Here is a 14,874-nt window from a genome sequence, read left to right as displayed (position 1 = left end):
CGATCGGGATCGAGGATGTCGGGGACCTCATTCAGGACCTTGAGCAGGCGCTCGCATCGATCTAAAAGGCGCCTGACTCTCCGGTTTTATTTCCGGCAAAGGCCGCCTTTTCAGGCGGCCTTTGCGCTTTGGATTGCTGCCCAGACTTTCTCCGGCGTTGCCGGCATGTCGATATGCTTCACGCCCAGCGGCGCCAGTGCATCGACAAGGGCGTTCATGATCGAGGGCAGCGAGCCGGCACAGCCGGCCTCGCCACAGCCCTTGGCACCGAGCGGGTTCGTCGTCGCCGGAACCGCGTGGGTGGCGAAGGTGAAGCTCGGAACGTCGCTGGCGCGGGGCACGGCGTAATCCATATAGCTGCCGGTTTGTAGCTGGCCTTCCGAATCATAGACGGCATTTTCCATAAGCGCCTGGCCGAGGCCCTGCACGATACCGCCATGGGCCTGGCCTTCGACCAGCAGCGGATTCACCACGGTGCCGAAATCGTTGACCATGTTGTAGCGGTCGATCTCGACCACGCCGGTATCCGGATCGACTTCCAGCTCGCAGACATGACAGCCGTTCGGGAAGGCCGACGGGGCGGCGTCGAAGATGTGCTTCACGCTGAGATCGCGGGGCAGATCTTCCGGCAGGTCCAATCCGCCACGGAGCTGCTCCGCCAGTTCGGTGACGGTGACCGTCCGGTCCGTTCCGGCGACCTGGAAAGCACCGCCCTCGAAAACGATATCCTCGACCGCCGTCTCGAACACATGGGCGGCGATCTTCTTGCCCTTGTCGATGACGATGTCGCTGGCTTCAAGGATGGCGGCACCACTGGCCATGATGGATTTCGAGCCGCCGGTTCCGCCACCTGCGATCAGCTCCGCGCTGTCGCCCTGGATAAGCCGGATACGCTCGAACGGCACACCAAGTTTCTGATGCAGAACCTGGGCGAAAGGCGTCCAGTGGCCCTGACCGTAATCCAGCGTGCCGGTGATGATCGTGACGTCGCCGTTCTCTTCGAACCGGATGCCGCCCATCTCTTCCTGCACCGGCGCGGTGACTTCGAGATAGCAGCCGACACCGCGTCCGCGCAGCTTGCCGCGTTTCTCGCTCTCCGCCTTGCGGGCAGCGAAACCGTCCCAGTCAGACGCTTCGACGGCTTTCTGCATGATGGTCGGGAAATCGCCGCTGTCGTAATTCATGCCGTTTGCAGCGGCATAGGGGATCTCGCTCGGCAGGATCTGGTTGCGGCGGCGCAACTCGATGGCGTCGATGCCCATTTCCCGCGCGGCCGTCTCGATCAGCCGCTCCATGTAATAGTTCGCTTCCGGCCGCCCGGCGCCGCGATAGGCGGTGACCGGCGTGGTGTTCGTGAAGACCGCCTTGGAGGCGACTTCGATCAGCGGCAGCCGATAGACACTGTTGGCATTCTTCAGCGTGTTCATGGTCGGCATCATCGGGGAGACCGCGGTCAGAAAGGCGCCGACATTGCCGTATCCGGTGATTCTGAGTGCGGTGAACTTTCCGTCCGCATCCAGCGCCAGTTCCGCCGTCATGTCATGGTCACGTCCATGACAGTCGGAAAGGAAGCTGCCGGACCGGTCGTCTGTCCATTTCACCGGCCGTCCCAGCACCTTCGCCGCATGCAGCACGCAGATATATTCGGGATAGGCGCCGGCCTTCATACCGAACGAGCCGCCGACATTACCGGTGACGACATGCATCTTTTCCGGCTCGATATTGAACACCTGCTTGGCCAGAGTGTTCATCATGCCGAAGACACCCTGGCAGCCGACATTCAGAGTGTAGCCTTCGCTGGCCGCATCGAATGAGCCGACTGCCGAGCGCGGCTCCATCGCGCTGACAACAATTCGGTTGTTGCGGATGTTCAACCGGGTCTGATGCGATGCTTCCTTGAAGGCCGTATCGACCTTTGCCGTGTCGCCATACTGAAAGTCGATGGCCGTGTTGCCGGAGACGCTGTCATAGAGCTGTGGTGCGCCAGCCTCAGCGGCCGCGCGGGCGTCAGTGACGGCGGGCAGGGGATCGATGTCCAGTTCCACCAGCTCGGCCGCGTCACGGGCCTGTGTGGCGGTCTCAGCGATCACGATGGCGACCGGGTCGCCGACATAACGCACCTTGTCCGTCGCCAGTGCCGGGCGTGGCACGTAGTTGATCGGGCTGCCGTCGCGGCCTTTCAGGGGCAGGCCGCATTTCATCGTACCGAGACCGGCGGCATCAAGATCCGCGCCGGTCAGGATTGCGATAACGCCGGGCGCTGTGCTCGCCTCCGCGGTGTCAATTCCGTTCAGGGTACCGTGCGCATAGGGGCTGCGGACCATCACGCCATAGGCCTGGCCGTCTAGATTCACGTCGTCGGTATAATTGCCCTCGCCGCGCAGCAGTTTCGGGTCCTCGGAGCGGGTTACCGGCTGGCCGATTCCGTACTTCATCATGCCGAGCTGATTGTCTTCGACGACTGAATCCATGGTTCTTTCCCTGTAAGGCCGTTCGCGGACGCGACGGATTGTATGCAAATATCGTAATGGCCGAGGCGCGATGGGCAAGGACTTTTCCATTTAACACGCTGCATTGCGGTATGATGTGGTATCTCGATGAAAATCGCTTCTGGCGCTCCGCCGAGCCGGACGGGAAATTTTGCTTTTTGCCTGTCCGGCGCTCACCTGGAGACATTCATCAATGCTCGCGAACGCGCATTTTACGTTGCCTAGATCTGGACTGGTGGTCCTGCTGGCGGCACTCGCCGCCTTCGCACCCATGTCGATCGACATGTATCTGCCGGCGCTGCCTGCCATCGCCAGGGACCTCGGCGTTCCGGCAAGTGAGGTCCAGGCCACGCTGGCGGTCTTCATGGCGGGTTTTTCCGCCGGAATGCTGCTGTACGGGCCGATATCGGACCGTTTCGGCCGCCGTCCGGTCATGTTGGCGGGTATTCTGATTTTTATCGTCGCCTCGCTGGCCTGTGTGTATGTGGAGCGGATCGATCAACTCATTGTCGCCCGGCTGTTTCAGGCAATCGGGGGCGGGGCGGCCTCCATCCTGGCCCGTACCGTCGTTAGGGATCTGTTCACCGCACAGGAGGCGGCGCGCGTTCTCTCCCTTATGATGGTCTTGACCACCCTCGCACCGATTCTCGCACCGCTGGCCGGTGCGGCTCTGCTGGAGTTCTCTGGCTGGCGGGCAATCTTCGGGGTGTTGTTCGGATTCGGAACGCTATCCGTACTTGTCGTCGTTTTGCTGCTGCCTGAAACCCACACCAAGGATGCACGGGGCGGGATGACCATGTTGCAGGCCCTTGGTGCCTACGGACATATCCTGTCGGATGGCGCGGCTTTTGGTCTGACTGTTGCCAGCGCCGCCGTTTTCGCCGGGCTGTTCGCCTATATCTCGGGCTCGTCCTTCGTGTTCATCGAGCATTTCGGCATCGCGCCGAGCTTCTACGCCATGCTGTTCGCGATAAATGCGGCGGCGATCATGGCAGCCGCTTTCGCCAACAGCCGGCTGACCCGGCATTTCGAGTTGAAAAGTCTGCTCTCTGCCGGCGTCGTAATTTCATTCCTGGCGGGGCTCTATCTGGTCGTGATCGAAGAGGCAGGGCTTGCAGGGCCGGTGACGATCATGGCGGGGCTCATGGTGTTCGTCGCCATGGTGCCGATCCTCGGCGCCAACGGCATGGCGCTCCTGATGGCGCGCTATCCGAAGAATGCCGGCGCCGCAGCGGCCACTCTCGGGGCGGCCCAGTTCGGCACCGGTGCTCTGGCGGCGCTTGTTGTCGGGGCCCTGCATGACGGCACAGCCTTTTCCATGTGCGCCGTGATGGGCGCCTGCGGTCTGATCGCGCTGGTGGCCTTCTTCACGCTTTGCCGCAGGCTCTGACCGTCGACGTCACCCCGTGCGTGCGGCCGCAAGGATCATGTCGCTGGCTTTTTCTGCGATCATGATGACCGGCGCGTTGGTGTTGCCGGATGTAATAGTTGGCATCACGGAGGCATCGACCACGCGTAGATTCTGAAAGCCCTTCAGCTTCAGCTCCGGATCGACTACCGCCGTTGCATCCTCGCCCATTCGGCAGGTGCCGACCGGATGGAAGATCGTCGTGCCGACCTGACCGGCGGCTTCTGCGAGCGACTCGTCCGCATCCGAATATTCCGGCCCCGGTTTGAACTCGTCTGGTTCATAGCGTGACAATGCGGGCTGCGCGGCAATGCGCCGGGTCAGCCTGATTGCATCGGCGGCGACTTTCTTGTCCGCTTCGGAGGCAAGATAGTTCGGCCGGATCGCCGGGGCTGCCATCGGGTCCGCGCTCTTGATCGAGACCGTGCCGCGGCTTTCCGGGCGCAGGTTGCAGACGCTGGCTGTAAATGCCCCGAAGGAATGCAGCGGCTCGCCGAAGGCGTCGAGGGACAGCGGCTGGACGTGATATTCCAGATCCGGTGTGTCCTTGGACGGATCGGACTTGGCGAACAGGCCAAGCTGGGACGGCGCCATGGTCATCGGGCCACGCCGGAACAGGGCATATTCCAAGCCGATGCCGATCTTGCCGAAGAACGAGTTGGCGCGCCGGTTCAAGGTTTCCACGCCCGACACCTTGTAGGCGCAGCGGATCTGCAGATGGTCCTGCAAATTGCCGCCGACCTCTGCATTTGCGTGCCGCACATCGATGCCGTGCTCTTTCAGCAAGGCGGGATCGCCGATACCGGAGAGTTGCAGGATCTGCGGGGAGCCTATGGCGCCAGCGGAAAGCACCAACTCACCGCTGCAGGTGGCGCGGGCATCCTCGCCTTTCACCGAGAGCGAGATGCCGGTACAGCGCGTGCCGTCGAACTCCAGCGCCTTGGCGTGGGCGTGGGTGACGATATGCAGGTTGGAGCGATGCTTGATCGGCTTCAGGAAGGCCGTGGCCGCACTCCAGCGGATACCCTTGCGCTGGTTGACGTGGAAATAGCCGACGCCTTCGTTATTGCCCCGGTTGAAATCGTCCGTCTCCGGAATGCCTGCCTCGACTGCGGCCTGCTTGAAGGCGTCGAGGATCTCCCATGAGAGTCGCTGGCCCTCGACCCTAAGCTCGCCATCCTGATTGCGGCCTGCTTCCTCCCGGACGTGAAAGCCTTCGGAGCGGGTGAAGTAAGGCAGCACGTCGTCCCAGCCCCAACCGGGATTGCCGAGCTGGCGCCATTGATCATAATCCCGCGCCTGACCGCGCATATAGATCATGCCATTGATCGAGGAACAGCCGCCGATCACCTTGCCGCGCGGATAGTTGAGGGCGCGGCCGCCGAGACCGGGCTCGGACTCTGTCTTGAACAGCCAGTCCGTACGCGGATTGCCGATGCAGTAGAGATAGCCGACCGGGATATGGATCCAGTGGTAATTGTCGTTACCCCCGGCCTCCAGCAGCAGGACCTTGTTCGCCGGGTCGGCGGACAGCCGGTTCGCCAGCACGCAACCGGCGCTGCCGGCGCCGATAATGATGTAGTCGTAGGTCCCGAGGTCCCTGGTCACGTCGTTCCATCCCTGAAGTCGTTTTTTTTAAGTTTTGCAGTCTGTCCGGCGGCAGGCAAGCGCCGCCGGGATCGTTATCAGTTCGTCATGGCCTGGTAGACCAATGTGCGCAACTCACGGCGCAACGGGTAGGAGGAGGAGGGCATGAGCTGGGTCATGTGCACCACACTCAGCTCTTCGACCGGGTCGATCCAGAACCCGGTTGAGGCGACGCCGCCCCATGCCCACTCGCCCACTGTACCAAGCACCTGTGTCCTCGCCGGATCGATCACGACCGAACCGCCGAGGCCGAAGCCGATACCCTTCATCGGCATTTCGCTGAACACAGGCTGGCCTATCGAGGCCATGTCACCGGGCAGATGGTTCATAAGCATCAGCTCAACGGATTTTCGTCCGAGGATCGGGTCGCTTCCCGTGCCGCCATGGGTGCGGATCATTTCCATGAAACGGAGATAGTCCTTCGTTGTGGAGCAGAGCCCGCCGCCGCCGGAGAACATGGTGACCGAATTCGCATAGCGGCTGTCCTCGATCTCGTCGATCCGGCGGATGCCTTCATCCTCTGTTTTGGCATAGCAGGCGCTGAACCTGTCGAGCTTGTCGGACGGTACGGCGAAGAAGGTATCTTCCATGCCGAGCGGTTCGAAAATCCGGTCATGCAGGAATTCGGGCAGCGACATGCCGGAGGCAGTTTCCACCACACGCCCGAGCACGTCCGTCGAGACCCCGTAGTTCCAGCGTGTGCCGGGCTCGAAGACCAGCGGAATGTCCGCAAGCTTCGCGACGGTCTCGTCCAGCCGGCCGTTCTTCTCGGAGAAATCGATCTTCGCCTTGCGCAGCGCCTTGCCGACCGGGCCCGGATCGAAAATGCCGTAAGTCAGGCCGGATGTGTGGGTCAGCAGGTGGTGCAGGGTTGGCTGGGTCTTGGCAACGCTGGTGCTTTCGCCGTCCTCGCCAAGCACCTTGAGGTTCGCCAGCTCAGGGATGTGCCAGGCCAGCGGGTCGTCGAGCTGAAGCTTGCCGTCTTCCAGCAGCTGCATGATCGCCGTGCTGACGATCGGCTTGGTCATGGAGTAGATTCGGTGAATGCCGTTCGGCTCTGCCTTCAGGTCGTTCTCGACATCGCGATGCCCGATGGTCTCGTGGAAGACGATCTCTCCCCGACGGGCAATCAGCGTTTCGGCAAAAGGCAACTTGCCGCCGTCGACATAGCGTCCCATCCAGTCTTTGATCCGGTCCAGGCGCTTGCCGCTGAAACCGAGTGCGGATGGTTTGGCGGTCCGGAAGTCGGTCATGTGATGTGTCCGTGCAGAAAATGGAGGAATTGAAAGGCAGGGGATTAGACGTCGGCCCGCCGCTTCCGGTCAACCTCCTGCACGCGATTGCAGTCGCGTCATCTCCACACTAACGTTGCGCTTAAGAACGAAGCCGCCCGCTATGAGGCGGCACGCTACAAGGGAGGAAGGCGTGCAGGATATTGCGCCGAAACGTGAAGATCTGGACCCGATTGAGCGGGCCAGCAGGGACGAGCTTGAAGCGCTGCAACTGAAGTGGCTGAAATGGAGTCTCGGGCACGCCTTCGAGAATTCACCGGTCTACAGGAAGAAGTTCGAGGATGCGGCAGTGCATCCCGACGATGTCTCCTCGCTTGCAGATCTGGCGCGGTTGCCGTTCACCCGGAAGGCCGAACTGCGCGAGAATTACCCGTTCGGCATGTTCGCCGTGCCGCGGGAAAAGCTGGCCCGTGTGCATGCCTCCTCCGGGACGACGGGAAAGCCGACGGTTGTTGGTTATACAAAGAACGATATCGACGTCTGGGCCGAGGTCATGGCCCGCAGCATCCGCGCGTCCGGCGGCCGGGCGGGTGACGTGGTGCATGTAGCCTATGGTTACGGACTGTTCACAGGTGGACTAGGGGCACATTACGGCGCGGAGCGGCTGGGCTGCACCGTGGTTCCTGCATCGGGCGGGATGACCGAGCGGCAGGTCACGCTGATCCGCGATTTCGGTGCTCAGGTGATCATGGTTACACCGTCCTACATGCTTTCGATTCTTGACGAGTTCCGGGAGCAGGGACTTGATCCGAAAGATACGCAGCTCAAGGTCGGGATTTTCGGTGCGGAGCCCTGGACAGGCTCCATGCGGACGGAGATCGAAGAGGCCTTTGGCATTCACGCGGTCGATATCTATGGGCTGTCGGAGATCATCGGGCCGGGCGTGGCGAACGAATGCGTGGAGACCAAGGACGGGCTGTATATCTGGGAAGACCATTTCTTCCCGGAGGTGATCGACCCCGCCTCCGGCGCGGTACTGCCGGACGGTGAGCGTGGTGAGCTGGTCCTGACCTCGCTGACGAAAGAGGCCTTCCCGGTGATCCGTTACCGGACCGGGGATCTGACACGGTTGCTGCCGGGAACCGCCCGGACGATGCGGCGGATGGAGAAAGTCACCGGGCGTTCGGACGACATGATGATCGTACGCGGCGTGAATGTGTTCCCGACACAGATCGAGGAGCAGATCCTGAAATGCGAGGGACTGGCGCCGCACTATCAGATCGAGCTGACCCGATACGGCCGGATGGACAATATGACCGTGCTCACTGAGGCGGTGTCGGGTGCCGCAAGCAAAGAGGCGCGGGAGGCCAGCAGCGCGGAGCTGGCACATCACATCAAGAGTGTGATCGGTGTCACCGCCGCGGTGCGGGTGGGCGAGCCCGGGAGCGTCGAACGCTCCCAGGGCAAGGCACGCCGGATTATCGACAAGCGTTCGGCTGGCTAGCAGGCGTTGGCGTTGCAAGGGATGCAGCCAGTTTTCCGGCTGTTTCCACATAAGACGGATCGCGATGGATAAGCATGACCGATGCGGCGCCATCCAGGAGCAGCAGGATCTGGCGGGCTGTATCGCCAGCATTGGAAGCGCCTGCGTTTATCAGTTTTCCGCGAAGCCAGTCTTCAAACGTCTTCTTGTGACGGGCTCCGGCGGCGATAGCGGGGTGGCCGGGCAGGGCGGCGAGTTCGGCGGCAGTTCGCATAAACCCGCAGCCTTTCCATGAGGGTTTGTTGGACGCCTTGGCGAAGGCCGTGAAAATGCCCTCGATCTTGCTGCTAACCGGACCGGGCGTTTCGTCGAACCAGCGTTTGTAGAGGGCAAGTGTCGGCTGGTCGCGCGCTTCGAGATAGGCGGCGACAAGTTCATCCTTGCTGGTGAAATGGTAGTATAGCGTGCGCTTTGTCACACCGGCCCGGCTGGCGATGGCCTCCACGCTCGTGCTTCTGATGCCCTCCTCGTAGAAGAGCTTCGCGGCGGCCTCAATGATCAGTGTTCGCGTCGGGCTGATCGTATCCGCGTCATGTATACCGTCTAGTGAATGTACAGTCATTCGCACCTCGTTGACAGTCCGTCCGACATGCAACCCCTTGAAAGGTATAAAAATGTCGGACCCGGTTCTCTTCGAACAGCACGGCAAGACGGCGCTCTTGACCCTGAACCGTCCCAGCAAGCTGAATGCGCTGAACTACGACTTGATTGATCATTTGGTGCGCTGTCTCGACGAATGCGAGGCGCGTGAGGATATCCGGGCGGTAATTCTCACAGGTGGAGGGGATCGCGCCTTTTCCGCAGGCGCGGACATCGAAGGCTTTGCCCCGAGCCTCCGCGCGGGGCAGGAGACAGCCATGCGCGAGTTTGTCCGGCGGGGGCAGGCGATGACCGCGCGCATCGAAACCTATCCGAAACCCGTCATCGTCGCCGTGAACGGTCTTGCCTATGGCGGTGGCTGCGAAATCACGGAAGCCGCCCCTCTGGCTCTTGCATGTGAAGAGGCGATGTTTAGCAAGGCTGAAATCCGGCTCGGCTTCGCCCCTCCCTTCGGTGGATCCCAAAGGCTCCCCCGTCTCATCGGCCGCAAGCGGGCATTGCGGATGCTGCTGACAGCCGATCCGATCACTGCCCGGCAGGCATGCGATTTTGGGCTTATCAACGACGTTGTGCCGAAGGGAAAGCTTCTTGATGAAGCTTTCGCCTTGAGCGGCAAGATAGCGGAATTCTCCCCGCTCGCCGTCGCCGCCTGTCTTGGCAGTGTGACACGCGGGATCAACGTGCCGATTGATGAGGGGCTGGCGATTGAAGCGGGTTACTTTGCCCGCATGGTCCCGACCCATGACCTGACGGAAGGCATTGCCGCGTTTCTTGAGAAACGCCCCCCGTGCTTCGAGGGGCGCTAAAGGGGTCAGGCAGCGCCCGCCTTGTGCACTTCCTTGCTGTCGGCGGGCGCCTGTTCCCGGTCATTCATCCCGTAATCCCGCAACACGGAGGCGATGCGCAGCCGGTAGTCCTTGAAGTACTTATCGCGGCCCTGCGCCTGAGCCTGGCGGTGGGCGACGAGGTTCCGCCAGTCCTCGACCGCTTTCTCGTCACGGAAATAGGAGAGGGATAGAAGTTTCCCCTCGTTGGTCAGGCTCTGAAAGCGTTCCACCGAGATGAAACCGTCAACCTGGTCGACGAGCGCGCGCATGCTGGCGGCGATTTCCAGATACCCGTCCTTGTGGTCCGGATGCGGTTCAACTTCGAAAATGACGGCGATCATGGCGCGTCTCTCCCTATGGGTTTCTCTTTGGCGCCGGATTTGACGCATTGATCAGAAAAGTCCGGTCCTCACGCAGCAGGAACTTTTCCTTCTGCGCGAATTCATAATTCTCTTTGCCGAGCGGGTCAGCCGAAAGTCGCGCGCGATAGGCCTCATAAGCGGCCAGGCTTTCGATATTGTAGACACCGTAGGCCAGTGTGGTGGAACCCTCATGCGGGGCGAAATAGCCTATCAGATCGGCGCCGCAGCGGGGGATGGCCTCGCCCCAGTTCCGAGCATATTGATTGAAGTGAGCTTTCTTGGTCGGGTCGATGTGATAGCGGATAAAGCAGGTAAGCATTCTGTCCTCCATGTGTGACGGGCGGACATTCTCATCTTGGTGTGGTTTCATGCTTCGGTTATGATCGAAGTATGAAAGAAGGACCTGACATTGCTCTTATCGGCTCCCTGATTGGGGACCCGGCACGGGCGAACATGTTGACCACGCTGATGACCGGCAAGGCCCTGACGGCGAGCGAGCTTGCCGCCGAGGCTGGTATTACGGCACAGACGGCAAGCTCACATCTCTCCAAGCTGGAGGTGGCAGGGTTGTTGACCCAGCGCAAGCAGGGCCGGCACCGCTATTTCGCACTGGCGGATGACGAGGTGGGTAATCTGCTGGAAGCGATGATGGGGCTGGCGGCGAAGCGTGGCCATATGCGGGCCCGAACCGGCCCGCGCGATCCGGCGCTGCGCAAGGCGCGGGTTTGCTATAACCATCTGGCCGGGGACTATGGTGTCCGCATGTTCGACAGTATGGTGGCGCGTGATTTTCTGGCGGAAGAAGGAGAAGAGATTTTCCTTACGGAAGAGGGAGAAGGCTTCGTCGGCGAACTTGGTATCGCTCTGCCGGATCTGGAAAAATCCCGCCGTCCATTGTGCCGTTCCTGCCTCGACTGGAGCGAGAGGCGGACCCATCTGGCGGGCGCGCTCGGCACCGGGCTACTGGACCGGTTCTACGATCTTGGTTGGGCGCACCGGATCGAAGGCTCCCGCGTGGTTTCCTTCACCAGTGAGGGTGAACGCCGTTTCCGGGAGTGTTTTCCGGAAGCTTAGGTGACTGCCGCCCGTGCATGGAATTCGGGCTGGTCCCAGCTGCTGGTCTCAAGGATGTCGCGCAAATGCTCGACCGCATCCCAGATGTCCGTGAACCGGGTATAGAGCGGCGTAAAGCCGAACCTCAGAAGGTCCGGTGCCCGGAAATCTCCGATTACGCCACGGGCAATCAGGGCCTGCATCACCGGATAGCCGTTTTCATGCGCGAAGGAGACCTGGCTGCCGCGGTGCTCCGCATTTCGTGGGCTTGCCAGCGTCAGGCCGAGCCCGGCGCAACGCTCTTCGACCAGGGTGATGAAGCTCTCGGTCAGCGCCACTGATATCGCCCGGACCGCATCCATGTCGGCACGGGCCCAGATGTCCATCGCCGCATCGAGCGCTGTCATGGCCAGCACCGGCGGCGTGCCACAAAGGAATTTCCCGATCCCGTCCGTCGGCGCGAACCGGTGATCGAAAGCGAACGGTGCTTTGTGGGCGAACCAGCCGGTGAGGGGCTGGGAGGCTGCTTCCTGATGGCGCGGCGCGACATAGAGGAATGCGGGGGCACCGGGGCCGCCATTCAGGTATTTGTAGCCGCAACCGACCGCGAAATCCGCCTTGGCCGTTGCAAGGTCGACCGGAACCGCACCGGCGGAATGAGCAAGATCCCAAAGCGTCAGCGCACCTGCGGCGCGGGCGGCGTCAGTCACCGCCTTCATGTCGTGCATGTATCCGGTGCGGTAGTTCACATGGGTCAGCATCAGCACCGCGACATCGTCTTTAAGAGCGTCCGGCAGCTCGTTCGGATCCTCGATCAGCCGGAGTTCGTGCCGGCCGCCAAGCAATGCAGACAGACCTTCCGCCATATAGAGATCGGTCGGGAAGTTAGATTCCTCCGAGACGATGACGCAACGGTCCGGCCGAAGCGCCAGCGCGGCGGAGAGGCATTTGAAGAGATTGACCGAGGTCGAATCTGCCGCGACGACGCTATCCGCCTCGGCGCCAATCAGCGCGCCGATCTTGCCGCCGACGCGCGTGGGAAGATCAATCCATCCCGCATCGTTCCAGCTTCGGATCAGGCCGTTACCCCATTCGTGCGTGACGCAGGCGGCAACACGTTCCCGCGCGATGCGGGGCAGCGGTCCGAGGGAATTGCCGTCGAGGTAGATCACATCCTCCGGCAGCTCGAATTCTGAGCGGAACGAGGCGAGGGGATCGGCAGCATCGAAGGCCGCGAACTCTTCCCGTGTCATTTTCGAGTGTGTCATGGTGCGGCTCAGTCGGCATGCCCGGGACCGGCGACGATGCCTTCATCGTGCAGCCGCCCGATGGCGCCACTGTCGAGACCGAGAAAATCCGCCAGAACCTCATCAGTGTGCTGTCCCAACTGCGGTGCCGGTGTTGGAACCTCGGAGGCCTGTCCATAAAAATCAATCGGCGTGTCGGAAGTCGGATAAGTCAGTCCGCTGCCGTGGGTGACGTCGCTGTAAGGCTTGCCCATGGTCTTGAAGCGTTCGCTCGCGACTGCTTCGCGCACTGTGCGGTACGGCTCCCAGCAGACGCCGTTCTCCTTGAAGCGCGGTGCAAGGGCATCCAGCGTCTCCGCCGCGACAACGCGCTCGACGACAGGATTGATCTTCTCCCGGTAGTCGAAGCGCAGCCCTTCATCCTTGGCGAAACTCACGCCGGTCTCCGCCTCGATGGCGGCGATTTCCGCTTCAATGCCAAGGGATGTCAGCAAGCCGGTCCATTGCCGGGGCGAAAGGGCGATGAGCATGATGTAATGCCCGTCGCGGGTCCGAAAGTCCCGCCCGAAGGCTCCGAACACGTCATTGCCGTAGCTTGGCCGGTCTTCTTCCTCCGTCATCACTTCGGCAACCTGGCCGAGGGTCCCGAGGGTGGTGAGCGCGACATCGCCAAGCGGCAGGCGGATTTCGGCGCCCTGGCCGGTCTTCTGGCGCTCCCGTTCGGCCGCCAGCATGGCGAAGGCCGCGTTCGCACCGGCGATCAGGTCCCAGGCGGGCAGCACATGGTTCACCGGGCGCTTCTCGCCGACGGGACCCGGCTCGCCGGTCATCAGCGGGAAGCCGACACCGGCATTGGCCGTGTAGTCGACGCCTTGGGTGCCATCCGCCCAGCCCATGACGCGGACAGTGATGATATCCGCGCGCCGCGCCTTCAAGGCCTCATGCGAGAGGAAGCCGGAGACCGGGTAATTGGTGACGAACAGGCCGCGCCCTTCACCGGGGGCGGTTGCGAGCTGCAGGGCCAGCTCCCGGCCTTCCGGATTGCGCAGATCCAGCGCCACGGACTTCTTGCCCTTGTTCAGGCCTTCCCAATAGAGGCTGGCGCCGTTCGGAGCCTTTGGCCAGCGCCGGTAATCGAGCCCGCCGCCGATAGCGTCGAAGCGGATCACCGTCGCGCCCATCTGCAGCATGTTCAGGGTACAGGACGGCGCGGCGATGAAAGATGCGCCCTCGACGACTGTCAAATCTTGAAGGACCGTGTACATCCGTGTTTCTTGGCCAGCTTAGTGTTGAATGGGATCAGGTTGGGCTCGGAACCTAGCATGGTTGGTTGTCTGTAAAAGGGGCAAAGCACGCAATGAAGTCTGTCTATGTCGACGCCGATGCCTGTCCGGTTAAAAACGAGATCCTGTCAATCGCGGACCGGCATGACATCAAGGTCTATATCGTAAGCAATCGCGGTTTCCGGACCGGTGACCGGGCGAATGTTCAGAATATCCTGGTCTCCGACAAGTTCGATGCGGCGGATGACTGGATTGTGGGCAAGGTGGCGGCGGGGGATATCGTCATCACTGGCGATATCCCCCTGGCGCATCGGGTGATCGAGAGTGGCGCGAAGGCGATCGGTCATTCCGGCAAGGAGTTCACCGAGGCGGGAATCGGCATGGCCATGGCGATGCGGGACCTGATGTCCGACCTCCGTGCCATGGGAGAAGTTTCGGGCGGTGGTCCCGCTTTCTCCAAAAGAGACCGGGAAACCTTCATTCGCGAGCTGGAACGGCTGATCCGCGAGTGATTACCCGCCTGCTGCCTTGACACAGCAGGCCGCAAAGACGAGCCTTTCAGCGTTGGTGTCCTTCGGGACAAAAGGGAATCCGGTGCGCGGCTTTATCGCCGCAAGTCCGGGACTGCCCCCGCAACTGTAACCGGCAAGATCCGACCGGTATGCCACTGGTCCTAATGGGCTGGGAAGGCGGCGCGGATCGAAGAGCCGGGAGTCAGGAAACCTGCCAACGCTGTGTCCATTTTTAACCCGGGCGGGGTGCACCGGAGGAGGTTTAGATGTCCCGACTATTTGTCCAAACTCTCACCGACGATTCGGAAAAAGAGCCGGATCGCGAGCTGGCAACCCTGATCCTGACGCTGCTGAGCGTTGCCGAGGACGACAAAACCCTCTCGCAATCCCTTTCCATGGTGCGGGCCGAGACCTCGAAAGAGGATTTCGACGGCGGCATGCAGGAGGCGGCGCGGCGCATCGGAGCGCTGTTCGGTGCCGCACAGCGTCTGGAACTGACCGAGAGAATTTCCATAAACAGATTGCCCGTCTGATTGGCGCCTCCCTTGATCGCTGATAGCCTCCCGCCTGAAATCATCTCAACGGGAGAGAGTGGGTGAACGATCAGACGCCCCAGTCCATCGATGCAGCGCTTACGGAAATCCGGTCCATTCTGGGATCGAAGGGCTGGC

The 14,874-nt window shown here is 61.6% G+C and carries 14 protein-coding genes and 1 riboswitch; of the genes, 6 read left to right on the top strand and 8 right to left on the bottom strand.

Annotated features, from left to right (window positions below; all coding sequences use genetic code 11):
* Positions 1-110: 110 nt before the first annotated feature.
* Complete coding sequence (locus tag IG629_RS05670; RefSeq protein WP_193171005.1) at positions 111-2,471, bottom strand: xanthine dehydrogenase family protein molybdopterin-binding subunit; 2,361 nt, start codon at positions 2,469-2,471, stop codon at positions 111-113.
* 211 nt (positions 2,472-2,682) lie between these two features.
* Between IG629_RS05670 and IG629_RS05665 the strand changes: the two genes are divergently transcribed.
* Positions 2,683-3,879, top strand: a complete 1,197-nt coding sequence (locus tag IG629_RS05665; RefSeq protein ID WP_193171004.1) for a Bcr/CflA family multidrug efflux MFS transporter — start codon at positions 2,683-2,685, stop codon at positions 3,877-3,879.
* 9 nt (positions 3,880-3,888) lie between these two features.
* Here the strand turns inward: IG629_RS05665 and IG629_RS05660 are convergent, their stop codons facing one another.
* Positions 3,889-5,505, bottom strand: a complete 1,617-nt coding sequence (locus IG629_RS05660; RefSeq protein ID WP_193171003.1) for a GMC family oxidoreductase — start codon at positions 5,503-5,505, stop codon at positions 3,889-3,891.
* Between the two features lie 77 nt (positions 5,506-5,582).
* On the bottom strand, positions 5,583-6,797 hold the full coding sequence (locus tag IG629_RS05655) for a serine hydrolase domain-containing protein (protein WP_193171002.1): 1,215 nt from the start codon (positions 6,795-6,797) through the stop codon (positions 5,583-5,585).
* A 172-nt stretch (positions 6,798-6,969) separates the two neighbouring features.
* Here IG629_RS05655 and paaK point away from each other — a divergent pair, with 172 nt between their 5' ends.
* On the top strand, positions 6,970-8,280 hold the full coding sequence (paaK, locus tag IG629_RS05650; RefSeq protein WP_193171001.1) for a phenylacetate--CoA ligase PaaK: 1,311 nt from the start codon (positions 6,970-6,972) through the stop codon (positions 8,278-8,280).
* Here the strand turns inward: paaK and IG629_RS05645 are convergent.
* Positions 8,255-8,881, bottom strand: a complete 627-nt coding sequence (locus IG629_RS05645) for a TetR/AcrR family transcriptional regulator (RefSeq protein WP_193171000.1) — start codon at positions 8,879-8,881, stop codon at positions 8,255-8,257. The two genes, paaK and IG629_RS05645, sit on opposite strands and share 26 nt — an antisense overlap.
* A 52-nt stretch (positions 8,882-8,933) precedes the next feature.
* On the opposite strand from IG629_RS05645, the gene IG629_RS05640 reads away from it, so the two are divergent.
* The gene (locus IG629_RS05640; RefSeq protein ID WP_193170999.1) at positions 8,934-9,725 is read left to right on the top strand and encodes a crotonase/enoyl-CoA hydratase family protein; all 792 of its coding nucleotides are present in this window, start codon (positions 8,934-8,936) and stop codon (positions 9,723-9,725) included.
* Between the two features lie 5 nt (positions 9,726-9,730).
* On the opposite strand, the gene IG629_RS05635 is transcribed toward IG629_RS05640, so the two are convergent.
* A complete protein-coding gene (locus IG629_RS05635) occupies positions 9,731-10,087 on the bottom strand; it encodes an antibiotic biosynthesis monooxygenase family protein (protein WP_193170998.1) in 357 nt (118 codons plus the stop codon).
* Positions 10,088-10,100: 13 nt separating this feature from the next.
* Positions 10,101-10,427 (bottom strand): NIPSNAP family protein, encoded by a 327-nt coding sequence (locus tag IG629_RS05630; RefSeq protein WP_193170997.1) that lies wholly within the window; start codon positions 10,425-10,427, stop codon positions 10,101-10,103.
* 71 nt (positions 10,428-10,498) lie between these two features.
* Here IG629_RS05630 and IG629_RS05625 point away from each other — a divergent pair, with 71 nt between their 5' ends.
* Entirely contained in the window at positions 10,499-11,182 is a 684-nt protein-coding gene (locus tag IG629_RS05625; RefSeq protein ID WP_193170996.1) for an ArsR/SmtB family transcription factor, read from the top strand.
* Here IG629_RS05625 and kynU read toward each other — a convergent pair.
* Both kynU and IG629_RS05615 read right to left on the bottom strand, forming a co-directional pair.
* On the bottom strand, positions 11,179-12,429 hold the full coding sequence (kynU, locus tag IG629_RS05620; protein WP_193170995.1) for a kynureninase: 1,251 nt from the start codon (positions 12,427-12,429) through the stop codon (positions 11,179-11,181). The genes IG629_RS05625 and kynU overlap by 4 nt on opposite strands.
* An 8-nt stretch (positions 12,430-12,437) precedes the next feature.
* The gene (locus tag IG629_RS05615) at positions 12,438-13,673 is read right to left on the bottom strand and encodes a CoA transferase (protein WP_193170994.1); all 1,236 of its coding nucleotides are present in this window, start codon (positions 13,671-13,673) and stop codon (positions 12,438-12,440) included.
* A 92-nt stretch (positions 13,674-13,765) separates the two neighbouring features.
* On the opposite strand from IG629_RS05615, the gene IG629_RS05610 reads away from it, so the two are divergent.
* Positions 13,766-14,203 (top strand): YaiI/YqxD family protein, encoded by a 438-nt coding sequence (locus tag IG629_RS05610; RefSeq protein ID WP_193170993.1) that lies wholly within the window; start codon positions 13,766-13,768, stop codon positions 14,201-14,203.
* A gap of 36 nt (positions 14,204-14,239) precedes the next feature.
* Positions 14,240-14,436: riboswitch (cobalamin riboswitch) on the top strand.
* 33 nt (positions 14,437-14,469) lie between these two features.
* Positions 14,470-14,736 carry a hypothetical protein gene (locus tag IG629_RS05605; protein WP_193170992.1) on the top strand — a complete coding sequence of 89 codons (267 nt, stop codon included), beginning with the start codon at positions 14,470-14,472 and terminating at the stop codon, positions 14,734-14,736.
* Positions 14,737-14,874 lie beyond the last annotated feature (138 nt).

Source organism: Nisaea nitritireducens, from assembly GCF_014904795.1.
GTDB lineage: Bacteria > Pseudomonadota > Alphaproteobacteria > Thalassobaculales > Thalassobaculaceae > Nisaea > Nisaea nitritireducens.
Note: the sequence above shows the minus strand (reverse complement) of the source record. Positions and strands in the feature narration are given on the sequence as shown.